Raw genomic sequence first — 23,734 nt, 5'->3', positions numbered from 1 at the left:
AGAGCCGGGATCATGGACGCGATGAGCAACCTGAACTGGGACGATGACGACGCGCCCGAACCGGGATCGGACGACAACTCCGGGGACCGGACCGGCGGCAAGCCCGGCGAGGCTCTCGACCTTGCCGACTTCCACGGCATGGCGCGCCTGATCGAGCGGATGCACCGCCGGTACCTCGATGTCGTCCGTGTCGGGCTGTCCAAGCAGGGCATCGAGGACATCGGACCGGTGCAGGCGCTGATGATCATGCTGATCGGCGAGGACGAGCTGTCGGTCCGCGACCTGATGGAGCGCGGCTATTACTTGGGCTCGAACGCGTCCTACAGCCTGAAGATCCTGGTCGACGCCGGATACATCAACCGGGCCGCCAACCAGCGCGACCGCCGCACCGCCCGCCTCCAGCTGACCGACAAGGGGCGGGAGCTGTGGGAGGGGCTGCGGCGGATGGAGCAGGCGCAGGCCGAGGCGCTGGTGCGCAACGAGACCGAGGTCCGCGACCTGAAGGCCAGCTACCGCACGCTCCGCCGGCTCGACCGGCTTTGGGGCGACATGGTCCGCTACTCCTGCCTCGATTTCGATTGAAGGTCTTCCTCCGATGCCGCAGCCGGGTGCCATGATGCCACACGCCGCCGCCCACCCCGACGCCCCCCACCCCAACGGCCTGTCGTCCAAGGACGTGGAGCGGCTGCTCGTCTCGCCGAACGCGGAAACGCGGATCGAGACGATGAACAAGCTGTTCCACGACCTGGAGGCGGGCGCGCTCAGCCCGGCCGAACGGTCGCTGGCGATCGAGGTGGTGCATTGCTTTGCCGGCGACGCCCAGGTGGCGGTACGCGAGGCTGTGGCCTGGCAGCTGCGCAACAGCCCGCTGCTGACCGAGGATCTGGCGGAGCGGCTGGTGCGCGACGTCGGCCGGGTGGCCTTCCCCATCCTGCGCGACGCCGCCGGCCTGACCGACGATCTGCTGCTGGACGTGCTGTCCGATCCCGATGCCGGCAAACATGTGGCGGTCGCCAGCCGCTCCAAGGTTTCGGCCCGTGTCTCCGGAGCGATCGCCGAGCGCGGCAACGTGATCGCGGTGACGGCATTGCTGCGCAATGACGGCGCCGAGGTGCCGGACAGCGCGATGAGCCGCGCGCTCGACCGCTTCGGCCGGGTCCGCATGGTCAGCGAGGCGGCGGCGACCCGTCCCGGCCTGTCGCTGGCGATGGTGGAGCGGGTGGTCGCCTTCGTGTCCGACAGCATGCGCACCACGCTGATGCAGGCGCACGGCCTGTCGCGCGAGCTGGTCGAACGGCTGGTGGAGCGCGGCCGGGAAGCGGCGACCATGCGCATGCTGCGCCCGGTGCTGCGCGGGGCCGAGGATATCGACGCGGTGATCCAGTGGCTGCACACCAACCGCCGTCTGACGCCGGTCCTGCTGTTCCGGGCGCTGTGTGCCGGCGACCTCGGGTTGTTCGTCGCCGGCATGGCGCTGCGCGCCGGAATCCCGCAGGAGAATGCCCGCCGGCTGGCCTGGGATGACGGCGAGCTGGGCATGGCGGCGCTGATGAAGAAGGCGACCGTCGCTCCCGGCCTGACCCACCCGTTCCAGGTCGCGGTCGGCGTCGCCAAGCGCATGGAGTATGAGGGCGGCGACGCCCAGCGCGAGGACTTCCAGTCGGAGGTCATCAGCGAGCTGTTCACCGCCTGCACGCCCACCAACGACTGGATGGTCGACGACCTGCTGCTGCAGCTGTTCGACCAGAAGTCCGACGAGGTGATCGACCGGGCGCTGGATCAGGCGGGGCTGCCCTTCTCGCCGGTGCGGACGGTGCAGTAATCGGGTCAGCCTCCTCCCGCCGTGGCGCCGGCAGTGACGCCGCGGAGGATGTCGGACATGCTGAGGATGGCCTCCGCCACCTCGATGATGCGCTTGTTCTGGTTCATCGCCGTCTTGCGGATCAGCTTGTAGGCTTCCTCCTCCGACAGGTTGCGGGTGGACATCAGCAGGCCCTTGGCGCGGTCGATCACCTTGCGCTCGTTGAGCGCCGCCTTGGCGGTCTCCAGCTCCAGGCTGACGTCGCGCAGGCGCTGGGACTGCGCCTGGACGACATCGAGGACGGAGCGCATCAGCTTCGGCCGCAGCCCGTCGGGGGCGTAGAGACCGGAGGCGTCCTGGCCGGACAGGATAGGATCGGCATCGACCAGGACCATGGCGACCGGCATCACCGCATCGGGGGCGCGGCCGTCGGCCTGTTCCAGATCGGCGCGGGCCTGGGCAAGCTTCGCCTCGCACAGCCGGCGGAGATCCTCGGTCAGGCGGTCCTCCACCGTCTTCAGCAGGTCCATGCGGCGGGTGGAGCGTTCGAACCAGACCTCCGGCGTGATGCCCGACAACTCGCCATGGCGGGCATCGTCGGCGAGCGCCACCGCACGCATCCGCTCCACCTCCGCCACCGCAGGGTCGGCCAGGGCGGTGCGGACGGCGGCGGCATGGGCGGGATCGGCGAACTCCGCGAAGATGCGGAAGGCTCGGTTCTGCGCGTCGATCAACTGGGCGAGGCGCGCATGTTCCGCCCCGTCGAAGCGCCCGCGCGAGAAGCCGGCGCTGGCGGTCGCCCGCTCCTGACCGGCGAATTCCTTGCCCTGGACGATGTTGAACAGGGCGACCAGGGCGCGGGAGATCGCCGGGTCGGCGGCGATGTCGGCGGCCTCGAACACCACGGACAACAGATGGCCGATGATGTCGGTGAAGGCCTTCACCGAATCCTGCGGCACCAGCGCCAGCGACGACACCTGACCGCGCAGGGCCGGCAGACCGTCCAGCGCGTGGAGCGCGATGGCGACGCGGCTGTAGAACTGCGCGCCGGAACTGAGGCGGTCGAGCTGTTCGTCCACCAGATCCAGCCGGTCGCGCAGCACAGCCTCCAGCGCCTTGGCGTCGGATTGCCAGCGGGCGCGGTCGTCGGCGAAGCGGCTGCCGCTGGAGCCCAGATAGATGGAGGAGGCGCCGCGTTCCTTCTGCAGGGCGTGGATGAGGGCGCTGAGATCGCGGACCAGGGCGCTGACCACCAGAAGCTGTTCGACGTCGCGGATGCGGCACAGCTTGGCGGCGCGAAGGAATCGCGTCGCGGCGGCGCTGGTCCCGCTTTCGGCCCCGCTTCCCCGACTCTGCTGCTCGATATCCATGCGGCCCGTTCCCCCGACATCGCCCTGCCCCACGGGTCCATACGCAATGGATATGCCAGCTTGAATGCGCCCGCGGACCGGGCGGGAATGCGGCTTTTGCGCGAGAGTCCAGAGGCGTTGCCGGAAAAATGGGCGGACTGTTGGCGCGAAGATGTGCAGCGCAACATCGAAGGGTTCGGCGCTGTTGTAAGAGAGTTTCCCCGTTTCGGAGTCGCTCCCATGATGACCAAGAACCCGTTCATGAGCGCTTGGCTCTCCTGGGCCAACCGCGCCAGCGGCATGTGGACCTCCGCCACAATGTCGGCGGCCAGGCGCAACCAGGCGGCGGCCCAATCGGCGATGATCAAGGCCATGATGACGCCGCCGAAATCCGGGCAAGGCAACTTCGCTTCCAAGCCGAAGCGGAAATCCAAGCCGGCGCGCTGAGCGGCGGGCCGGCCAAAGGGCAGCGTTGCCGCAGCCATGGCTTGACGGTGCGCGGAGGGAATGGCCAAATCCACCCCCTTCCGTTTCACGCGCAACCGTTCGAGACACGCCCCATGACCTCCGTTCGCATGCCTTCGTCGCGGCCGCCGTCGCGCTGGGCGAACCTGTTCACCGACCGGCCCGTCACCTGCATCGAGGATCTGCGGCAGCTGGCGGAATGGCGCGTGCCGCGGATGTTCTACGATTACGCGGATTCCGGCTCCTACACCGAGTCGACCTACCGCGCCAACGAGTCCGACTTCGGCCGGATCAAGCTGCGCCAGCGCGTGGCGGTGGACATGACCAACCGGACGCTGGCCAGCACGATGGTCGGCCAGCCGGTGGCGATGCCGGTGGCGCTGGCCCCGACCGGCCTGACCGGCATGCAGCATGCCGACGGCGAGATCCTGGCCGCCCGCGCAGCATCCAAGGCCGGCGTGCCCTTCACCCTGTCCACCATGAGCATCTGTTCCATCGAGGACGTGGCGGAGAACACCGACAAGCCCTTCTGGTTTCAGCTCTACGTCATGCGCGACCGCGCCTTCATCGACAAGCTGATCGACCGCGCCAAGGCGGCGGGCTGCTCCGCGCTGGTGCTGACGCTGGACCTGCAGATCCTCGGCCAGCGGCACAAGGACATCAAGAACGGGCTGTCGACCCCGCCGAAGCTGACCATCGGCAATATCCTGGACATGGCGACCAAGCCGCGCTGGTCGATCAACATGCTGCGCACCCACCGCCGTACCTTCCGCAACATCGTCGGTCACGCGACGGGAGTGAGCAACCTGTCGTCGCTGTCCTCCTGGACGGCGGAGCAGTTCGACCCGACGCTGAACTGGGACGACGTGCGCCGCATCCGCGACCGCTGGGGCGGCAAGCTGATCCTGAAGGGCATCCTCGATCCGGAAGACGCGGTGATGGCGGCGGAGACCGGGGCCGACGCGCTGATCGTCTCCAACCATGGCGGCCGGCAGCTGGACGGCGCGATTTCCTCCATCGCGGCGCTGCCGGCCATCGTCGAGGCGGTGGGCGACCGCATCGAGGTGCTGATGGACGGCGGCATCCGCTCCGGCCAGGACGTGGTCAAGGCTCTGGCGCTGGGCGCCAAGGGGACCTTCATCGGCCGCGCCTTCCTCTATGGGCTGGGCGCCGGCGGCGAGGCCGGCGTGGCCCAATGCCTGGAGATCATCCGCAAGGAGATGGACGTGACCATGGCCATGTGCGGCCTGCGCGATATCAAGGACGTGACCTCCAACATCCTGGCCGGGAAGCCGAATTTCGGGGTTTGACCAGGGCGGTTCGGGGGGCAACGTCAGCCCCCCGCAACGCTTCCCGCCCTGCCCTGTTGTACCGGGGCAACGTGCCACACCGGCATGTAACGGGGAGTGGTCCATGAGCGAACTCCGTGAGGGCAGCGCCACCGTCACCGCGGAGGCAGAGGCCTTCTATACCGAGAGCCTGAAGCTGCTGACCCAGTCGGGCATCCCGTTCCTGCTGGGCGGGACATACGCGGTCAGCGCCTATACCGGGATCAACCGGCCGACCAAGGACATCGATGTCTTCTGCTGCGGCGGCGATTTCCCGCGCATCCTCTCCCATTTCCAGGACCATGGCTTCGAGACGGAGATCGAGGACGAACGCTGGATCGGCAAGGTCAAGCATGGCGAGCTGTTCTTCGACGTCATCTTCAATTCCGCCGTCGCCATCAACCCGGTCAACGACCGCTGGTTCAAGGAGGAGCACCGCGCGGTGATCTGCGGCGCCGATGTGCGGCTGGTGGCGCCGACGGAGATGATCTTCTCCAAGTCCTTCGTCCAGATGCGCCACAAGTACGACGGGCCGGACGTGGCCCACATGATTTTGAAACAGCATGACAAGATCGACTGGAAACGGCTGCTCGCCCACATGGAGCAGTATTGGGAAGTGCTGCTGATCCACCTGCTGAACTTCCGGTTCATCTACCCGACCGAGCGGGACCGCATCCCCGACTGGCTGGTGGCGGAGTTGCTGGAACGGATGCAGGAACGCGCCAAGCTGCCGGTCGCCCAGACCCGCATCTGCCGGGGCCGGCTGTTCTCGCGCGAGGATTACCTGATCGACGTCACCCAGTGGGGCTTCGCCGACGTGGTCGGGGAGGAGGGCACGAAGGAGAATTTCAAGGAGACCAGCAATGGATGAGCGCAGACTGACCGTCGCCGCCATCGGCGACATCCATGTCGGCGAGACCACGCAATATCCCTATCGCGAGCTGTTCCAGGAGATCGCCGGCAAGGCCGACGTGCTGGCGCTGTGCGGCGACCTGACCAACCACGGCAAGCCGCGCGAGGCGGAGATCCTGGCCGACGCCCTGCGCTCCATCGGCATCCCGGTGGTCGCGGTGTTCGGCAACCATGATTACGAGTGCGGCCATCTGGAGGAGATCGAGCATATCCTGGCCCAGGCCGGCGTGCGGTTCCTGGATGGCGCGCCGCAGGAGATCGGCGGGGTCGGCTTCGCCGGGGTGAAGGGGTTCGGCGGCGGCTTCGGCAACCGGATGCTCGACAGCTTCGGCGAGCCGGCGATCAAGCAGTTCGTCCACGAGGCGGTGAACGAGGCGATGCGGCTGGAGAGTGCCTTGCGGCAACTGGACACCGAGCGGGTGTTCGTCGTGCTGCACTATGCCCCGATCGCCGCGACGGTGGAGGGGGAGCCGACGGAGATCTTCCCGTTCCTGGGGTCCTCGCGGCTGGCCGAGACCATCGACCGGTTCGACAATGTGCGGGCGGTGGCGCATGGGCATGCGCATCACGGGAGCTATACCGGGAAAACGCTACGGGGGACGCCGGTGTACAATGTGGCGCAGACAATCCCCAAGGAGACCGGGCGGCCCTATGCGCTGATCGAGGTTTGAGGCCGGCGGGAACATGCCGCTTCGGAAAAGGCATTCCCCCGGAGCCGACAGGTCGGGCTTCAAGCCGATGCGAAATCGGTCGATAGCGAAACCCCGCGCCAGTTGTCGAGGATCGCCCGGTCGGCGGCGTGCTTGGCCTCGATTGCCGCGACGGTGTCGCTGCCGAGCGGCAGCCTGACCGGCGGCTCGGCGTCATCGGCGAAGCGGACGAGCACATCGACGACCGTGACATGGATGCCGAGCGGCGCCGGTTCGGCGTGCAGCGCTTCCGACAGCCCTTCGACCGCGAATTTGGCGGAGCTGTGGACGCCGAAGCCGGCAGCGCCGCGATAGCCGCCGATGGAGGAGATGTTCAGGATGCGGCCGGACCGCGCCTTGCGCATCTGCGGCAGCACCACGCGGGTGACGTGAAGCCGGTGCGGCTGCGGCGCATGGCCTTGACCGGTCGCCGCAGCCGTGGTTCTCAGCTCGTTGCGCCCGTCCGCCGGACGGCCAGCTCGGTTCCCGCCTTGAGGAGATCGGCGTGTAGATAGCGGGCCGCCGCGAGGTAGTGGAAGACCGCCCAGAGGCCGGTGAGCGTTCCGGCGACCAGCACGTAGCGCAGCGACTGCTGCGGATCGGCCACCCGCGTCTCCAGCCAGTCGGACGCCCAGCCGATGACCTGCGGGGCGACGGCAAGATTGGCGATGTTGGCGACGAACAGCAGGATGGCGATGATCTGGGCCCGCATCGACGGCAGGACCGCGTTCTGCACCAGGGCGAGCGTCGGTCCGATATAGACGTAGGCGATCGGCACGAACACCCAAAGCATGATCTCGGCGACGAAGCGGGACTCCGTCAGGTAGGCGGCCGCGGATGCCCCGGTGCCGGCGAGGGCAGTAACGGCGACGACCCAGATTTGCCAGCGCGCATCGCGGCCGGCGCTCCAGTGCATCACCCAGGCCGTCAGCAGGATGGCCGCGGCCCCTCCGATCCCGTGCATCGGGCCGAGCAACGCCCCCGCCTCGCCAACGGACAGATGGTGGGAGCGGACCAGGAAGGACGGGGTCCACCAGATCAGGCCCCAGCCCCAGAAGGTGATCACCGTGGCGCCGGCCAGAATATGCAGCAAGGCCTTCTGCGTGCGAACGAAGCGCAGGGTGTCGCCGAGGCTCGACGTTCCGACGGCCGCATGGCTCGGGTCGAGCTGGCCGCGCCGGGGCTCCCTGACACCCAGCCACACGATTGCCGCCAGAGGCAGGCCGGCGATGCCGAAGGCGACGAAGACCGCCCGCCATCCATGATGATCGTTGATCCACCCGCCGCCAGTCGACCCGATCCAGGCGCCGACGGCGGCACCGATGCCGAAGATCGACATGGCGAACGCGCGCTTCGACGGCAGGAACTTGTCGGACAACAGGGCCTGGGACGGGGGCGTCCCCCCGGCCTCGCCGACGCCGACCCCGATCCTGGCGAAGAACAGGTGCCAGAACCCCTGGGCGTATCCGCAGGCGATGGTGAACAGCGACCATCCGGCAAGCGCCAGTGCCGTCATCTTCTTTCTGTTCGTCCGGTCGGCGAGGACGCCGAGGGGAATCCCGGCGGCGACATAGAAGATCGCCAGGGCGGTTCCCGTCAGGAATCCCACCGCGCCGTCGGACAGGGAGAACTCGGCCTTGATCGGCTCTATCAGGGTGGAGATGACGAAGCGGTCGGCGATGTTCATCGCGTACACGGCAGTCATCAGGAACAGGGCGATCCACCGGTCCGGCGATTCGACGGGCAATTCCGCCATGGACCGGCTCGCGGCTGGAACGGTATTCGGCTGGCCTACAGCTGCGGCTCCCTTCATCTTACGCTTCCTCCTCCTGTTTTGATTTTATGGGCGGAAAAAACCGGCCGGGGATTGGCCCGGGGCATCGAAAGGCTCAGGCTTCGGCGCGCGCCCGCCACAGCTCCCAGGCGAAGCGGCTGCGGACGCCGAGATCGAGGAACGGACGCGGCGGCAGGCCGGTGGGAGCGCCGAGGCTTTCCATATCGGCGATCAGCGGGTTGTCCTCGCCGCACGCCATATCAGCCGCCAGGACGCCGCCGATGGTCCCCTTGGCCACGCCGACGCCGTTCTGGCAGACGGCGGCATAGACATCCGGTGCCACGCGGGCGAAGCCGGGAGCGCCGTTCCGGGACAGGCAGATGTAGCCGGTCCAGGTATGCTCCATGCCGACGTCGGGCAGCATCGGGAAGCGTTGGTCGAACAAGCGCTTGTGCCCGGCCCCTATCGCGCGCCGGCGCTCGTCCGACTGGCGGAAGCCGGGACAGAAATGGATGTTCTGCCGGATCAGGATCCGATGGTCCGAGGTCCGCCGCATGGTGATGCCGGCGAAGGCGTTGGCGGGCGTAAGCCCCCAATTTTCCACCCCGCCCAGCGCGGCCCGCTCATCGGGCGACAGCGGGCGGCTCAGGCTGGCATGGGCGGCGAAGACCAGCAGCCGCCGCTTGTAGAAGCCGAACTTCTCGGCGAAGCCGTTGACCGCCAGGATCATCTTGGGGGCGCTGACGCTGCCGCCCGGCGTGGTCAGCGTGACGCCGTTGCGATAGTCGACCTGCGTCACCGGCGTGTTCTCATGCAGCCGGACATTCGCCGGCAGGCTGTCGGCCAGCCCGCGGCAGAGCGCGGCCGGGTTCAGCAGGACGCAGCCGGGGGTGTGGATGGCGGCGGAGAAATGAGGCGACCCCAAATCCTTGCGGAGGGCGTCGCGGTCGACCCAGCGATAAGGTTCGCCCAAGGCATCGAGTTCCTTGGCCAACGGCGTCAGGACCTCGGCGACCCCCTTCTCCGAAACCGCCGCATGGTATTTGCCGCGCAGGCTCCAATCGCAGGCGATGCCGTGCCCGTCCACCTGCCGCTTGAGGTAGGCGATCCCCGCCCGCGCGAGGTTCATGGAGCGGTGGGAGCTTTCAAGCTCCTCCAAGGAACTGCCGACAGTGTGCGGCAAGTCGATGGCGAAGCCGGAATTGCGGCCCGACGCGCCTTCGCCGGCCTGCTGGGCCTCCAGAACGACGACCGTCTGGTGCGGGCGGTTTTCCGCGAGCCGCCGCGCGGCGGCGAGGCCGGCGTATCCGGCGCCGACGACGACCCAGTCGGCCCGGATATGACCGTCGAGGCTGGGGCGGGGCGTGCGGCGGGGCAGGATCCGGCTCCAGCCATTCGTGCTGTCGTCGGCGGGAAGACGAGTGATTTCGTGCATCTTGAAATGCCTCAAGACCTTGCGGCTGCCCAATCGGCGGGATGGATCGCATAGACCACGAGCGCGTTCTCGGCCTCGTAGACGAGGTCGCTGCCCGCCGGCAGCCAGACGCTGTCGAAGGGTCCGGCCCGCAGCACGCCATGGGCGGTGTGAACGCGCAGATCACCGTCGAGCACGATCAGGACTTCGTCGTAGGGCACGGTCCATTCCAAGCGCGCGTTCCTGAGACGAACGAATCCGGTTCCCAGAACAGTCCCATCCTTCGAACCGGAGACTTCGGCCAATTCCGCCATCTGGCCGCCCTCCGCTCGGGGAACGAAAGCGAGATCGGCAAATCTCTCCACCCTTGGCGCGGCTTTCGGATGTCCCATGGCCGGTTCCTCCCTCGGTGCGTGGACTCGCTCAAGCACAGTGCGCAAGCGCGGCGGCAGGCCACGCCGTACACATCAGGCTTGTTTCCATACATGTCTGTATTGAGATAATCCGTACACCCTTGTATTGAGGGGGTCAACGGAAAAAATCTCCGGGTTTCACGGAGGGAGGGGACGAACTGGATGGGGTGCTCGGATCGACGGGCCACAGGACCGGCGGCCGGGTTGCGCGTCTGCTCCGCGCACCCGTTCACTGCCCTTGGGGGCTGTCTCGACATGGCAGTTTGGATGCCTCGCACGGCTCATGCGCCTGCCGTGCGTGCCGCTGGCAGGCCGGTGGCGTGCCTACCGGCGGTCAGCCCAGATGACGCCCGCGGAATGCATCGGCGGCCTGCCGATCCAGCGGCTTGCCGGTATAAGCCTCGTAATACCCTTCCAGAAGGGCAAGGCGGTCGGCAAGAGGCTCGCTGACTTCGAGCGTGTAGTAGCCGAGCTGCGAGTAATAAACGATCCGGGCGCGAACGAGCGCCTCCGGGGAGGGATAGCCGAAGCGGGAGAACAAGGATGTGAGGGCTTCCAGCCGCGTCTCGTCCGCCTCCCTGACGGACTTGCGGATGGGCTCCGACCGATGGGCCCATTCCCGCATGGCATGGTCGAGACGCGGGTCGAACCGTTCGGGGTCGATCCACGCCTCGAACAACGCCATCATGCCGTCGAGGAACGAGGGGGCTCCGCTGATCGCAGCCACCAAGCCGGCCGTGTTCTTCTGGGACCAGAAAGCGACGATACCGGAAAGAAGCTCGTCGCGATCCTTGAAATGCCAGTAGAAGCTTCCCCGGGTCACCGACAGGGCATCGGCAAGCCTGGTGATCCTGACCGCGTCGATTCCGTCTTCGATGAAGATGCCGATCGCGGCAGAAAGCCAATCGCTACGCCCAAGATGCCGAACCGCATCCTCTTGCCCCTGGCGTGCCACCTGCTCGATCAACTCGCGGCTTCTCACCGGCTCAACCCCCAAGGCTTTGTACGGTGAATCTGCAATACACCAAGATTCTGCAACCGTACACTGCTGATTGGGAAATGCAAGCGTACATTACCCGGCCGGAATGCCGACGGGAAAACGACGATCGCCCTCTCCGGGGATAGGGCGATCGGAAGCAAGAGAAGGAATGGCGCTCAGAACACCCAGAGCTGTTCCGGCGGCAGGTGCAGCCAATGCGTCCCGGCCGCCAAGGGCCGCCCGAAGGCCCGCAGCGTCTGGTCGCCGCAGCGGAAAACATGCTCCCAATGGCTGCCGAGATAGACCGAGGTCTCCAACTCGGCCGGGATGCGGTTCTCGCCGTGTCCGTCGACCACCTCGACCTGTTCCAGGCGGATGACGCCGGTCGCCTCGTCCGACACGGACTTGCCGGCGCGGTCCTTGCCCCACAGGGGGATGCCGGACAGGTCGATGCGGGCGTAGCCGCCGCGCTTGTCCTGCACGCGGCTGCGGATCTGGTTGTTGACGCCCATGAACTCCGAGGCGAACAGGCTGACCGGCTCGGTGTAGAGCTGTTCGGGAGTGCCGGCCTGGACGATACGGCCGCCGTCGAGCAGAACGATGCGGTCGGCGATCGCCATCGCCTCGATCTGGTCGTGGGTGACGAAGACGGCGGTCAGGTTCATCCGCTTGATCAGGCTGCGGATCCAGATGCGGGCCTCTTCGCGCAGCTTGGCGTCGAGGTTCGACAACGGCTCGTCGAGCAGGATGACCGGCGGGTTGTAGACCAGGGCACGAGCCAAGGCGACGCGCTGCTGCTGGCCGCCCGACATCTGGTGCGGGTAACGCTCGCCGAGATGGCCGAGGCCGACGCCCTCCAGAACGGATGCCACGCGCTGCTGGAGGTCGGCCTTCGGCACGTTGCGCAGGCGCAGGCCGTAGGCGACGTTCTCGAACACCGTCTTGTGCGGCCACAGCGCATAGGACTGGAAGACCAGACCCAGACCGCGCTTTTCCGACGGCACGTTGAGGCCGGCGGCGGCGTCGAACACCGGCTGGTCGCCGATGGAGATGACACCCCGCTTCGGCTCCTCCAGACCGGCGATGGAGCGCAGCAGCGTAGTCTTGCCGCTGCCCGACCGGCCGAGCAGGGCGACGATCTCGCCTTGGGCGAAGGTGGCGGTGATGCCCTTCAGGATCTCGGTGTTGCCGTAGGACAGGTGCAGGTCGTCGATGATGAGCTTAGCCATGGGAGCGTTTCCCGAAGAGCGACATCAGCAGCAGGCCGCCGCCGATCATCGCGATGTTGATGGTGGACAGCGCGGTGACGAGATCGACGGCGCCGGTTCCCCACAGCGAGACCAGCAGCGAGCCGATCACTTCGGTGCCGGGGGCCAGCAGATAGACGCCGGTCGAATATTCGCGCATGAAGGTGACGAAGATCAGCAGCCAGCTGGAGAACAGGCCGACCTTGATCAGCGGGATCGTCAGGTCGCGCGACACCCGGCCGGGGCTGGCGCCGACGATGCGGCCGGCTTCCTCAAGCTCGGGGCCGATCTGCAGCAGGGCGCCGCTGACCAGACGCATGCCGTAGGCGAGCCAGACCAGCGTGTAGGCGACCCAGATGGCGATCATGGTCTGGCGCAGCGGGGCCAGGAAGGGCGTGAACAGGAACACCCAGAAGATCGCCAGACCGGCGACGAGGCCCGGCATGGCGCGCGGCAGCAGCACCAGATAATCCATCAGCTTGGTCCAGCCCGACGGCCAGCGGTGGGCGGCGAGGTTGAGGACGGTGTAGACGCCGACCGACAGCGCTCCGCCGACCGACGCGATCAGCAGCGTGTTGACGATGCCGCGGGTCAGGTTGGGGAACTCCATCAGCTCGCGGAAATGGTCCAGCGTCAGCACGTCCAGCAGGTTGACGCCCTCGCCCCAGCTCGACACGAAGGCACGGAGCACGAGGCCGCTGAGCGGGACGACGACGGTGAACAGCAGCCACGCAGTGATCATCGCCGCGGCCGGCCAGCGCCAGACGCCGATCGACACCGGCTTCTGCGCCGCGGCCTTGCCCTTCACCGAGACGTAGCGGTTGGCGGCGCGCAGCAGGAAGCGCTGCAAGGCCACCAGCGGCAGGGCGATGCAGATGATCGCCACCACGACCACCGCCATCAGCTGGTAGGACGGGGTGCCGAGCTTGTTGGTGAGCTTGTAGAGGTAGGTGGCGAGGACCAGGATGCCTTCGGGGTCGCCCAGCACCAGCGGCAGGCCGAACAGCTCGAAGCCCAGGAAGAAGACAAGCACCGCCGAGTAGAGGATGTTCGGCATCACCATCGGCAGGCTGACGGTCATCGCCGTGCGCAGCGGGCCGGCGCCGGTCATCCGCGCCGCTTCCTCCACGTCGGAGCCGAGGCTGCGCAGCGCCGAAGAGGTGTAGAGGAAGATGTGCGGGACGTGGGTCAGGCCGGCGATGACGATCAGCATCCACTTGGAATAGAGATACCAGGGGACATAGCCGAAGGTGCTTTTGAACCACAGCGTGACGAAGCCGGCCGGGCCGAGGCTGACCACGAAGCCGAAGGCCAGCACCACCGACGAGACGAACATCGGCACCAGGATCACCGGCTCGATCCAGCGGCGGCCCGGCAGGTCGGTGCGGGTCATCAGGAAGGCCAGCAGCGCGCCGACCGGCACCGCGATGGCGGTCATGCCGAAGGCGATGATGCAGGAGTTGTAGAGGGCGTCGAAGAAATCCTCGTCGTCCAGAACGAACTCGTAGGCGCTGAGCGTAAAGGAGGTCTTGGGCTGGAAGAACGGCCCGTCGAGGAAGCTCTGGTAGACGACCAGCCCGATCGGGGCCAGCACGGCGATCGCCATGGCGACGATCACCGCGATGCGCGTCGCGCGGTTCATGGGGGATTTCCTTGAATTCGGCGGCTTTGGCGCCCTCCCCGTGGGGGATTCCCCCTCTCCCCCCCGGGGAGAGGGCCGGGGTGAGGGGGAGGCGTGGGGTGGATTTTAGGGGGAGCGCGAGGTTCGCAATTCTTGAAGACCCTCGCTCTGTGTCCCCCTCACCCTAACCCTCTCCCCGGGGGGGAGAGGGGACTCTGGCGGGGTCGAGAGGAGGCGTTAAATCACTTCCCCTGCAGGGCCTTCTGCCAGTCCTTCAGGAACTTCAGGCGCTTCACCTGATCGAGGTAGGTCAGCAGCTCCGGGCCGACATGGATCGGGCGCAGCGTGCTTTCCGGGATGCCGGCGGTCGGGTTGGCGCTCGCCAAGTCAGTGCGGATCGAGCCCATGTAGCGGGCCTGCATCGCCTGCTGGCCGTCCTTCGACAGCAGATAGTCGAGGAACAGCTTGGCGGCGTTCGGGTGCTTGGCGCCCTTCGGGATGAAGGCGATGCGCGACATCACGATGGTGTAGTCGGACGGCAGCACGACGCCCAGCGACTCCGGGTCCTTCTTCTGCCGCTCGAAGACGTAGGAGCCGATCATGTTGTAGCCAATGGTGTGCTCGCCCGAGGTCAGGCGCTCGATCATCGCGCCGGAGGAGGTGTAGAGCTTCACCCCGGTCTGGCCCATCGCCTTCACCAGATCCCAGGTGCCCTTGCTGGCCTGCACGTCCTGGGTGATGTAGAGGAAGCCGACGCCGCTGCGCTCCGGATCGTAGGAGGTGACCTTGCCCTTGTAGGCGTCCGGCTTCTCAGCGAGAAGCTTGGCGAGGTCGGCGTGGGTCTTCGGCACGTCGGCGGCGGGGACGACGCGCTTGTTGTAGGCGAAGACGATCGGCTCGGCGGTGGTGCCGAAGGCCTCGTTCTTCCAGTTGGCCCAGTCGGGGATGTTCTTGGTTTCCGGCGACGTATAGGACTGGGCGTAGCCGTCGTTGACCAGCTTCATCTGCAGGTCCATCGCCGACGACCACATCAGGTCGGTGGTGCCGGTGTTGGCCGCCGCCTCGCTGATGAAACGGTTGTACATCTCGGTCGAGTTCTGGTCGGCGTATTCCAGCTTGATCTTGGGATAGAGTGCCTCGAACCCCTTCAGGAGTTCCGACACGGCGGCCGCGTCGGTGGCGGAATAGATGCTGAGCGCGCCTTCCTGGTTCGCCGCCTCGATGATCTTGGCATAGGACGGGTCGTAGCCGGCGGGGACCGACTGCGCCTGGGCGGTGCCGGCGGTGAAGGCCGGAACGGTGATGGTCAGCGCGGTCGCGACCAGAAGGGCCAGTTTGGTGCGCATCTCTTCCTCTCCTGCGGTTGGTTCCCACGGCGCCGTTGCGGGCCGGGTTGGTTGGGCTTACAAGCGACTTTGTCGTGACTATAGGCGGCCAACCTGTCGTCAATCTGTCGCGGGTTGAAATTGTTGGCGGAACGGAACAGGGGCGTTCGGATGATGGCCCGGTCGGACGGAGGGTGCCGCCCTTGCGCATCCTGATCGTGGAGGATGACGCGGCCCTGGCGCGCGGGCTGACCGCGTCGCTGAAGCTGGCCGGCTATGCCGTCGACCATGTCGCGTCGGGAGAAGAGGCGGCGCGGCTGGAGCGGGCGGAGCCCTATGGGCTGGTGGTGCTGGATCTGGGATTGCCCGACCTGTCGGGGTTCGAGGTGCTGACGCGAATCCGCCGCCGCGGCTCCACCGTGCCGGTGATGATCCTGACAGCGCGGGAGGCGGTGGCCGACCGGGTGAAGGGGCTGGATCTCGGCGCCGACGATTACCTGCTGAAGCCCTTCGACCCGGCGGAGTTCGAGGCGCGGGTGCGCGCCCTGATGCGGCGCGGCCAAGGCACGCCGGTGCCGGAGCTGGTGTGCGGGGGGCTGCGCTACGACCGCTCCACCGCGACGGTGACGCTGAACGGGCGGGTGCTGGATTTGCGCAAGCGCGAACTGGCGGTGCTGGAGGGGCTGATCACGCGGGCCGGCAAGGTGGTGCCGAAGGACCGGCTGGCGGGGGAGGTGTTCGGGTTCGACGAGCCGGTGGCCCCCAACGCCATCGAGCTGTATGTCGCCCGGCTGCGCAAGAAGCTGGAGCCCGACGGGCCGCAGATCCGCACCATCCGCGGGCTGGGTTACCTGATGGAAGTCACATGATGGAATGCGGCTGATGGCGGTGTCGCCGGCGGATCGGCGGGAGCGCGTGCCGTCGCTGCGGCGCCGGCTGCTGACCCGGCTGCTGGTGCCGCTGGGGGCGCTGGCGGTCGGGCTGGGCGTCGGCGGATCGGCGCTGATCCACGGCTTCGTCCAGTCCACCCATGACCGGCTGCTGGCCGGCTCGACGCTCGCCATCGCCGAGCGGCTGGCGGTGGACGACGAGAATGGCGAGGTGACGGTCGACCTTCCCGCCGTCGCCTTCGGCATGCTGGAGAGCCAGGCGCGCGACAGCATCTATTACAACGTCGCCCATGAGGGCGGGGTCATCACCGGTTATCTCGATCTGCCGCTGCCGGACATCTCCAAGATGCCGACCAACGTCACGGTGTTCCGCGACGCGACCTATCGCGGTCATGAAGTGCGGGTGGCGGCGCAGATCCGGCGGCTCTATGGCGTGCCGCAGCCGGTGCTGGTCCAAGTGGCGGAAACCACGTCCGGGCGGCGCGCGGTGGAGGTCGATCTGTTGCTGTGGCTGACCCTGCTGGAGGTGGCGCTGGTCGGCGGCAGCGGGCTGCTGGTTTGGGGAGCGGTCGGGCGCGGTCTGGCGCCGCTGGGGCGGCTGCGGCGGGTGATCGACAGCCGGTCAGCGCGCGGCGGGATGGCGCTGGTGCCGCTGCCGCTGGCGGTGGTGCCGGTGGAGGTGCTGCCGCTGGTGATCGCCATCAACGGACTGCTGGCACGGCTGGACCAGTCCATCGGCACCATGCGCCGCTTCACCGCCGACGCCTCGCACCAGTTGCGCACGCCGCTGGCGGTGCTGCGCACCCATCTGGCTCTGCTACGCCGCTTCGGCACCGACAGCGCGGAGGGGCGCGCGGCGCTGGACGATGTCGAGGGGGCGGTGAAGCGGCTGGAACGGCTGCTGGTCCAGCTGCTGGCGCTGGCCCGCGCCGACGAGGACGCGCCGGCGATACCGGCAGCGCCGGAGGTGACCGACCTGCGGCAGGTGGCGATGGAGGTCGCCGCGGAGCAGGTGCCGGCGGCGCTGGCCCAGGATGTCGAGGTGCGATTCGAAGCACCGGAGGACGGTGACGCCGGCCTGCGGGCCGTGGGCAACCCGGTGCTGATGGGCGAACTGCTGGGCAATTTGCTGGACAACGCCATCCGCTACAACCGGCCGGGCGGAACGGTGACGGTGCGGGTTGGCCCCGGATTCGGGAGCGGACCTGTCCTGGAGGTCGAGGACGACGGCCCCGGCATCCCGGAGGCCGAGCGCGAGCGGGTGTTCGAGCGCTTCTATCGCCTGGACCGTCCGGGCGAGCCGCCGCGCACCGGCAGCGGGCTGGGGCTCGCCATCGTCCGCGCCCTCGCCGACCGGCTGGGGGCGGCCGTGCGGCTGGACGCCGGGCAGGACGGCCGGGGGCTGAAGGTGACGGTGATCCTGCGGCCGGCGGAGGGGGACTGATTGGGGCGGTTTCGGGGGATGCATGTATTTTGCCCGAAATCTCCCTCTCCCCCCGGGGAGAGGGGATGCCCTTCCCCGCCTCAACCTCTGCCATGACAATTTTGTTAACCTGAGCTGCGCGGATATTTCGCTGCCTTCGGTTGCCAGTTCGCAGCCGCAGGACTATCTGACCGCTCCGCGCAGACTGTGTCGGCAAGGTGTTGGAAGTAAATACAGTTCGGATAACGGACGATTATTTTCCCTCATCCCGGCGCGGCACGCGGAAGAAAGAAGCGGCTCTTGGCGTCTATTGCGCAGGAGACCGCGGAAAAAGGTCTGGTCGTCCCAAGGTGGACGGCCGAAAGAGGTTAGGGAAAGGGTCAGTCGCTATGCTTTGCAACATCGTCACCGTCGCCTCGCTGGGCGTCCTTCTGCTGTCGGGCATCGGCTTCAGCATCACCAAGACGCCGAAGCAGGACCGCCAGCATCAAACCGACATGCCGCGCCGCATCGCGGACGAGAACATCATGGGGTGATGCGTACCGCTGCCGCCGCTTGGCGGGAGCGCTTGTTTGTTGCCCTCTCCTGAACCGGCTACGGCATTCACACATCTCAGCATCACGTAAGACATTGGAATAAAGCAAATTTGTCGGCCGTCATTCCCGCGAAGGCGGGAATGACGCAAAGTTCCTTTTGTTCCAGACGCTTAGCAATACTTGAAACTGTGTGAATGCCATAGCCCCCGGGGAGAGGGTCAGGGTGAGGGGGAACCGCTTCATGGATCCCTTCGGCTACGCCGAACCCCCTCATCCCAACCTTCTCCCCGGGGGGGAGAAGGAGTTTTAAGAATCGCTCGCCAAAATCTTATCCACGGTGATCGGCAGGTCGCAGAGGCGTTTGCCGGTCGCGTGGTGGATGGCGTTGGCGATGGCGGCGGGGACGCCGACGATGCCGATTTCGCCGACACCCTTGGCGCCCAGTGGGTTCACGATGTCGTCATGCTCCTCGACGAAGATGACGTCGATGTCGTGGACGTCGGCGTTCACCGGGATGTGGTACTCGGCGAAATCGTGGTTCATAAAGCGGCCGAGGCGCTGGTCGGTCATCGTCTCCTCCTCCAGCGCCATGCCGATGCCCCACACCACCGCGCCCAGAACCTGGCTGCGCGCCGTCTTGGGGTTGATGATGCGGCCGGCGGCCACCGCGCTGACCACGCGGGTCACCTGCACCGTACCGAGATCCTCGTCCACCCGCACCTCCGCGAAAATGGCGGAGTGGGTGCCGAGCGCGTGCTGCATCTGCGACTTGTAATTGGGGATCGAGCGCGCCTCGTCCTCCAGCACCAGCAGGTCGTTGGCGCGCATCACCTCGGTGATCGACATGCGCCAGGACGGGTCGGATTTGGCGATCAGGCAGCCGTCGGCGAAGTGCAGGTCGTCGGCCTTCAACCCCTTCAGCGGACCGTCGTTCAGCCCGACCGCGAGGCCGGCCAGCTTGTCGCGCAGACGGTCGCACACCGCCTTCACCGCCGAGCCGACCGAGGACACTGTCCAGGAGCCGCCCTGCAGCGGCGCCATCGGCAGGTTGGTGTCACCAAGCTGGAACGACACCTTGTCGATGGGCAGGCCCAGAATGTCGGCGGCGATCTGCGTCATCGCCGTGTAGGTGCCGGGACCGATGTCGGCGGTGGCGCTGCCAACGGTCAGCGTGCCGTCGATGCCGAGCCGGGCCGATGCCACCGCCTGCCCCTGCATCGCGTCCCACACGCCCGCCGCCATGCCCCAGCCGATCAACTGGCGCCCCTCGCGCATCGAGCGCGGGGCATGGGTGCGCTTGTGCCAGCCGAAGCGTTCGGCGCCCTGTTGGAAGCAGGCGCGCAGCTCCTTGCTGGAGAAGGGCTTTCCGGTGTTGGGATCGACCTCGGTGTAGTTCTTCAGCCGCAGCTCCAGCGGGTCCATGCCCAGCTTGGCCGCCAGCTCGTCCATGGCGACCTCCAGCGCCGGGACGCCGGTGGCGGCGCCGGGGGCGCGCTGGTCGAGCGGGGTGTGGGTGTCCATGCGCGCCAGCTTGTAGTCGAGCCGGACATTGTCGCAGGCGTATTGCTGGCCAGACCAGTTGACCACGACCTCGACGTAATTCTCGGTCTGCGAGGATTCCTGCACCGCCTCGTGGATGATGGCGGTGAGGGTGCCGTCCTTCTTCGCGCCGAGCGCCACGCGCTGGAGGGTTTCCGGGCGGTGACCGAAACTGAACATCTGCGGGCGCGACAGCTCGACCCGGACGGAGCGCTTCAGCGTGGTCGCCGCCAGCACCGCCATGAACAGCTGGTGCTGCGGACGCAGGCCGGAGCCGAAGGCGCCGCCGACGAAGGGCGAGATCACCCGCACCGCGTCCTTCGACAGGTCGAAGACGTTGCAGACATAGGTCTGGGTGTTGATCGGCCCCTGCGTCTTGTCGTGGACGGTCAGCGTGCCGTCATTGTGGTAGATGACGGTGGAGGCGTGCATCTCCATCGGGTTGTGATGCTCGACCGCCTGGGTGAAGTTGAGGTCGATGCTGACCTCCGCCTCGGCCAGCGCCTTGTCGGCGTCGCCGCGCGGCTCGGGCGGAGGCTGGAAGCCGCCCTTGTCCTTGCCGGGGGTGAAGGCGTCGGCACTGGCGGCATGCAGGTCGGTCTGATGCTCGTCGGCCTCATAGGTGACGTGGATCAGGCGGGCGGCGTAGCGCGCAAGTTCGAAGCTCTCCGCCACCACCAGCGCGACGGGCTGGAGCGCGTGGTGGATCGTCGCGTCGTAGAGCGGGCGGAAGGGCGAGCCCTTCGGCGCGTCGTCGTCCTTCCACTTGCGGTCGAACCAGGGCAGGCTCGGCCGGTTCAGGTGGGTGAAGACCTGGAACACGCCGGGAAGGGCCAGCGCCTTGGCGGTGTCGATGCCGAGGATGCGGCCGCGGGCGATGGCGCTGGAGACGATGTAGCCGTGGGCGAGGCCAGGGGTGTTGAACTCCGCCGCGTATTTGGCGCCGCCGGTCACCTTCAGCCGGCCGTCGACGCGGCTGACGGGCTTGCCGATCTGGGCGCCGGGGCGGTCCAACTGATCGGGGATGGTCGGTTTGGCGATCATGGGTGCTCCACTCCGGCGGCTTCGGCCAGCGCCCGGACGATGGCGCGCTCGGCAAGTCCGATCTTGAAGGTGTTGTGCGACTGGCCCTTGGCCCAGCGCAGCAGGACGCGCGCGGCCTCGCGGAACGTTTCCAGCGAGGCGGGCTTGCCGGCCAGTTCGGCCTCGGCCGCCGGGTCGCGCCAGGGCTTGTGGGCGACGCCGCCGAGCGCGAGGCGGGCGGTGCGGATGGTCTGGCCCTCCAGTTCCAGGGCGGCAGCCACCGATACCAGCGCGAAGGCGTAGGAGGCGCGGTCGCGAACCTTCAGGTAGGTCGAGTGCTTGGCGAAGCCCTCGGCCGGCAGGTCGATGGCGGTGATGAGTTCATCAGCGGCCAAAGTGCTGTCGATGTGCGGGGTGTCGCCGGGCAGGCGGTGGAAGTCGGCGAAGGGGATGGTGCGCTCGCCCTTCGGGCCGCTGACGCGGACGACCGCTTCAAGAGCGGCAAGGGCGACGCACATGTCGGACGGGTGGACGGCGATGCAATGGTCGCTGGCACCCAGGATGGCGTGGATGCGGTTGACGCCGGTGAGCGCGCCGCAGCCGGTCCCCGGCTCCCGTTTGTTGCAGGGCGTGCCGGTGTCGTAGAAGTAATAGCAGCGCGTGCGCTGCAGCAGGTTGCCGCCGTTGGTCGCCATGTTGCGCAGCTGCGCCGAGGCGCCGGCCAGGATCGCCTTCGACAGCATCGGGTAGCGCGCCTGCACCCGCGCGTCATGGGCGGTGTCGGCATTGCGGGCGAGCGCGCCGAGACGCAGGCCGCCGCCGTCGGTGTCCTCGATGCGGTCGAGGTTGAGGCGGGAGATGTCGACCAGCCGCTCCGGCCGCATCACGTCGGCCTTCATCAGGTCGAGCAGGTTGGTGCCGCCGGCGACGAACTTCACCGCCGCTTCGGTCGTCGTGCCGGGCTGGCCCGAGACGCCGCGGAGCGCCGCGTCGACGCTGTCGGGACGGTGGTAGGAGAAGGCCCTCATGGCGTGCCTCCGTCCTTCTGCGCATCCATGACCTGACGGATCGCGGCGACGATGTTGGGATAGGCGCCGCAGCGGCACAGGTTGCCGCTCATCAGTTCGCGGATGTCGTCGTCGGTCCTGGCGTGGCCCTCCTCCAGCATGCCGACGGCGGAGCAGATCTGGCCGGGCGTGCAATAGCCGCACTGGAAGGCGTCATGCTCGACGAAGGCCTCCTGCAGCGGGTGGAGCGCGTCGCCGCTGGCCAGCCCCTCGATGGTGGTGACGGTCCGCCCCTCCGCCATCACCGCCAGGGTCAGGCAGGAGTTGATGCGGCGGCCGTCGACCAGAACGGTGCAGGCGCCGCATTGCCCGTGGTCGCAGCCCTTCTTGGTCCCGGTCATGTCGAGATGCAGGCGCAGCGCGTCGAGCAGGCTGGTCCAGGGGGCGACGCGCAGGGTCTTGCGGCTGCCGTTGATGGTCAGGGTGACGTCCATCGCTTCGGGAGGAGGCGCCGGCTGTTTGTGGATGTGGCCCTGGGACGCTGGACCTGTTGGCTGGGACATAACCGCTCCGACTGCTGGCAGGTGGGTTCCGCGAATGACTGCCGGGGGTAACAGCCGCCCTTCCGCTGCGTTCCGTCGATGGGGGATGCTCAGCTCCCTCTCCCGCCCCGGGAGAGGGAAGGGGCCCATGCGGAGCATGGGAAGGGTGAGGGGTGATCCGAGAAACCATGCGGTTCGGGATTCTTGGATTCCCCCTCACCCTCCCCACCTTCGGTGGGTCCCCTCCCTCTCCCGGGGCGGGAGAGGGCGTTTTTTACGGAGACCGCTGCCATGAAGCTTTCCGGTTCCTGCCGCTGCGGCGCCGTCCGCTTCACGCTGAACTCGCCGACGCCGGTGCCCTACATGCGCTGCTACTGCACCATCTGCCGCAAGAGCGCCGGCGGCGGCGGATACGCCATCAATCTGGGCGGCGACGCCGACACGCTGGAGGTCGAGGGGCGCGACGCGGTGGCGATGTGGCGGGCGCCGATGGAGGACCCCGACCATCCGGGACAGACCCACCTCGGCCCGTCGCACCGGCATTTCTGCAAGCACTGCGGCACGGCGCTGTGGGCGGAGGACCCGGCCTGGCCGGAGCTGGTCCATCCCTTCGCCTCGGCCATCGACACGCCGCTGCCGACACCGCCGGAGCGGGTGCACATCATGCTGGACTTCAAGGCGCCGTGGGTGGAGGTGCCGACGGGTCCGAACGACGTGCATTTCGCCCGTTATCCGGAGGAATCGCTGGAGGACTGGCACCGGCGGCACGGGCTGCTCGACCGCTGACGGCGCCTGCCGCCGAGACCCATCCGGTTCGGGATATGCCCGGCGGCTGCGACATCGACTCTACGAAAGAAAGGGTTACCACATGCCGGTTTCCTCTCCATTTTCATAAGTAAAAATGGGAGGAACGCCATGCTGACCCTGCTCTATCGCAGCGATGCGGTCTCTCTGCTGCCATTTTCGGCTTTGGCGGACATTTGTGTGCGAAGCTCCACAAACAATCGGCGTCTGGGCATCACCGGTTTCCTTATCGAACATGAGGGCACCTTTCTTCAGGTTCTGGAGGGTGAGCCGAAGGCGGTGAACGAACTCTTCCATCGCATCTCGCATGACGAGCGGCACTGCAACATGGCGGTGCTGGGGCGGTGGGAACGGAAGGGACGGTCCTTCGGCTTCTGGGCGATGAATTTCGGCCCGCTGGACGATCCGTCCTTCTGGCAGGGGGAGTTCGCCGATCTGCGCGACGGCGACGCCTTCCGGCGCAAGAGCAGCGATGCCGACACCGCGCTGGCGGTGCTGTGCCGGGCCTATGCCTTCGCCAGCATAGTCGCGGGGGCCGATCCGGTGATCGGCGGCTTCGTGATGGGATACCCGCGGGCGTTGCCGGGTCCGGTGACCGTCTGAACCGTCAAACATCTGATTCAATTGAGCCCTTGACTGGACGGCGCGTGCTC

23 protein-coding genes are annotated in these 23,734 nt (G+C 67.4%); 11 read left to right on the top strand and 12 right to left on the bottom strand.

What is annotated here, in order from left to right; all coding sequences use genetic code 11:
* Window positions 1–12 precede the first annotated feature (12 nt).
* Together ACCD06_RS24760 and ACCD06_RS24755 are read left to right on the top strand one after the other, a co-directional pair.
* The gene (locus ACCD06_RS24760; protein WP_109157192.1) at window positions 13–582 is read left to right on the top strand and encodes a winged helix DNA-binding protein; all 570 of its coding nucleotides are present in this window, start codon (window positions 13–15) and stop codon (window positions 580–582) included.
* A gap of 31 nt (window positions 583–613) precedes the next feature.
* Complete coding sequence (locus ACCD06_RS24755) at window positions 614–1,822, top strand: DUF2336 domain-containing protein (protein WP_247874550.1); 1,209 nt, start codon at window positions 614–616, stop codon at window positions 1,820–1,822.
* Between the two features lie 5 nt (window positions 1,823–1,827).
* Here ACCD06_RS24755 and ACCD06_RS24750 read toward each other — a convergent pair whose 3' ends face one another.
* Window positions 1,828–3,171, bottom strand: coding sequence for a nitrate- and nitrite sensing domain-containing protein (locus ACCD06_RS24750; protein WP_413344224.1), 1,344 nt, complete (start codon window positions 3,169–3,171; stop codon window positions 1,828–1,830).
* A gap of 87 nt (window positions 3,172–3,258) precedes the next feature.
* Between ACCD06_RS24750 and ACCD06_RS24745 the strand changes: the two genes are divergently transcribed.
* The 4 genes from ACCD06_RS24745 (at window position 3,259) to ACCD06_RS24730 (ending at window position 6,526) form a co-directional block, all read left to right on the top strand.
* Window positions 3,259–3,597 (top strand): hypothetical protein, encoded by a 339-nt coding sequence (locus ACCD06_RS24745; protein ID WP_413344222.1) that lies wholly within the window; start codon window positions 3,259–3,261, stop codon window positions 3,595–3,597.
* Window positions 3,598–3,710: 113 nt separating this feature from the next.
* Complete coding sequence (locus tag ACCD06_RS24740; RefSeq protein WP_413344220.1) at window positions 3,711–4,925, top strand: L-lactate dehydrogenase; 1,215 nt, start codon at window positions 3,711–3,713, stop codon at window positions 4,923–4,925.
* Between the two features lie 103 nt (window positions 4,926–5,028).
* A complete protein-coding gene (locus ACCD06_RS24735; protein WP_413344218.1) occupies window positions 5,029–5,814 on the top strand; it encodes a hypothetical protein in 786 nt (261 codons plus the stop codon).
* Window positions 5,807–6,526, top strand: a complete 720-nt coding sequence (locus ACCD06_RS24730; RefSeq protein WP_295837233.1) for a metallophosphoesterase family protein — start codon at window positions 5,807–5,809, stop codon at window positions 6,524–6,526. The genes ACCD06_RS24735 and ACCD06_RS24730 overlap by 8 nt, the downstream gene beginning before the upstream one ends.
* Before the next feature lie 59 nt (window positions 6,527–6,585).
* Here ACCD06_RS24730 and ACCD06_RS24725 read toward each other — a convergent pair whose 3' ends face one another.
* The 8 genes from ACCD06_RS24725 to ACCD06_RS24690 all read right to left on the bottom strand — a co-directional run bounded on the left by ACCD06_RS24725 (window position 6,586) and on the right by ACCD06_RS24690 (window position 15,338).
* Complete coding sequence (locus ACCD06_RS24725; protein WP_413344821.1) at window positions 6,586–6,993, bottom strand: SDR family NAD(P)-dependent oxidoreductase; 408 nt, start codon at window positions 6,991–6,993, stop codon at window positions 6,586–6,588.
* Entirely contained in the window at window positions 6,990–8,300 is a 1,311-nt protein-coding gene (locus tag ACCD06_RS24720; protein WP_413344216.1) for a spinster family MFS transporter, read from the bottom strand. The genes ACCD06_RS24725 and ACCD06_RS24720 overlap by 4 nt, the downstream gene beginning before the upstream one ends.
* Before the next feature lie 133 nt (window positions 8,301–8,433).
* Complete coding sequence (locus ACCD06_RS24715; protein WP_413344213.1) at window positions 8,434–9,753, bottom strand: NAD(P)/FAD-dependent oxidoreductase; 1,320 nt, start codon at window positions 9,751–9,753, stop codon at window positions 8,434–8,436.
* An 11-nt stretch (window positions 9,754–9,764) separates the two neighbouring features.
* The gene (locus ACCD06_RS24710; RefSeq protein WP_247874549.1) at window positions 9,765–10,046 is read right to left on the bottom strand and encodes an ethanolamine utilization protein EutQ; all 282 of its coding nucleotides are present in this window, start codon (window positions 10,044–10,046) and stop codon (window positions 9,765–9,767) included.
* Between the two features lie 433 nt (window positions 10,047–10,479).
* Window positions 10,480–11,112, bottom strand: a complete 633-nt coding sequence (locus tag ACCD06_RS24705) for a TetR/AcrR family transcriptional regulator (protein ID WP_413344211.1) — start codon at window positions 11,110–11,112, stop codon at window positions 10,480–10,482.
* 188 nt (window positions 11,113–11,300) lie between these two features.
* Entirely contained in the window at window positions 11,301–12,353 is a 1,053-nt protein-coding gene (locus ACCD06_RS24700; RefSeq protein ID WP_109157183.1) for an ABC transporter ATP-binding protein, read from the bottom strand.
* On the bottom strand, window positions 12,346–14,013 hold the full coding sequence (locus ACCD06_RS24695) for an ABC transporter permease (RefSeq protein ID WP_413344209.1): 1,668 nt from the start codon (window positions 14,011–14,013) through the stop codon (window positions 12,346–12,348). Before ACCD06_RS24695 ends, ACCD06_RS24700 begins: the two co-directional genes overlap by 8 nt.
* A 221-nt stretch (window positions 14,014–14,234) precedes the next feature.
* Window positions 14,235–15,338, bottom strand: coding sequence for an ABC transporter substrate-binding protein (locus tag ACCD06_RS24690; RefSeq protein ID WP_413344207.1), 1,104 nt, complete (start codon window positions 15,336–15,338; stop codon window positions 14,235–14,237).
* 182 nt (window positions 15,339–15,520) lie between these two features.
* On the opposite strand from ACCD06_RS24690, the gene ACCD06_RS24685 reads away from it, so the two are divergent.
* The 3 genes from ACCD06_RS24685 (at window position 15,521) to ACCD06_RS24675 (ending at window position 18,166) form a co-directional block, all read left to right on the top strand.
* Complete coding sequence (locus ACCD06_RS24685) at window positions 15,521–16,186, top strand: response regulator transcription factor (RefSeq protein WP_149199424.1); 666 nt, start codon at window positions 15,521–15,523, stop codon at window positions 16,184–16,186.
* A gap of 13 nt (window positions 16,187–16,199) precedes the next feature.
* Window positions 16,200–17,651, top strand: coding sequence for a sensor histidine kinase (locus tag ACCD06_RS24680; protein WP_413344204.1), 1,452 nt, complete (start codon window positions 16,200–16,202; stop codon window positions 17,649–17,651).
* 368 nt (window positions 17,652–18,019) lie between these two features.
* Window positions 18,020–18,166 (top strand): hypothetical protein, encoded by a 147-nt coding sequence (locus tag ACCD06_RS24675; protein ID WP_169054973.1) that lies wholly within the window; start codon window positions 18,020–18,022, stop codon window positions 18,164–18,166.
* A gap of 306 nt (window positions 18,167–18,472) precedes the next feature.
* Here the strand turns inward: ACCD06_RS24675 and ACCD06_RS24670 are convergent, their stop codons facing one another.
* Genes ACCD06_RS24670 through ACCD06_RS24660 form a run of 3 tightly spaced genes read right to left on the bottom strand, consistent with a single transcriptional unit; the run spans window position 18,473 to window position 22,229 of the window.
* Window positions 18,473–20,749 (bottom strand): xanthine dehydrogenase family protein molybdopterin-binding subunit, encoded by a 2,277-nt coding sequence (locus ACCD06_RS24670; protein ID WP_413344201.1) that lies wholly within the window; start codon window positions 20,747–20,749, stop codon window positions 18,473–18,475.
* Window positions 20,746–21,756, bottom strand: a complete 1,011-nt coding sequence (locus tag ACCD06_RS24665) for an FAD binding domain-containing protein (protein WP_413344199.1) — start codon at window positions 21,754–21,756, stop codon at window positions 20,746–20,748. The genes ACCD06_RS24670 and ACCD06_RS24665 overlap by 4 nt, the downstream gene beginning before the upstream one ends.
* A complete protein-coding gene (locus ACCD06_RS24660) occupies window positions 21,753–22,229 on the bottom strand; it encodes a (2Fe-2S)-binding protein (protein ID WP_211103589.1) in 477 nt (158 codons plus the stop codon). The genes ACCD06_RS24665 and ACCD06_RS24660 overlap by 4 nt, the downstream gene beginning before the upstream one ends.
* Window positions 22,230–22,568: 339 nt before the next feature.
* On the opposite strand from ACCD06_RS24660, the gene ACCD06_RS24655 reads away from it, so the two are divergent.
* Both ACCD06_RS24655 and ACCD06_RS24650 read left to right on the top strand, forming a co-directional pair.
* On the top strand, window positions 22,569–23,063 hold the full coding sequence (locus ACCD06_RS24655) for a GFA family protein (protein ID WP_109156486.1): 495 nt from the start codon (window positions 22,569–22,571) through the stop codon (window positions 23,061–23,063).
* 129 nt (window positions 23,064–23,192) lie between these two features.
* Complete coding sequence (locus tag ACCD06_RS24650; protein WP_413344197.1) at window positions 23,193–23,684, top strand: BLUF domain-containing protein; 492 nt, start codon at window positions 23,193–23,195, stop codon at window positions 23,682–23,684.
* The last annotated feature ends 50 nt before the right edge of the window (window positions 23,685–23,734 follow it).

The organism is Azospirillum sp. CT11-132, from assembly GCF_047302835.1.
Classification (GTDB): Bacteria; Pseudomonadota; Alphaproteobacteria; order Azospirillales; family Azospirillaceae; genus Azospirillum.
Note: the sequence above shows the minus strand (reverse complement) of the source record. Positions and strands in the feature narration are given on the sequence as shown.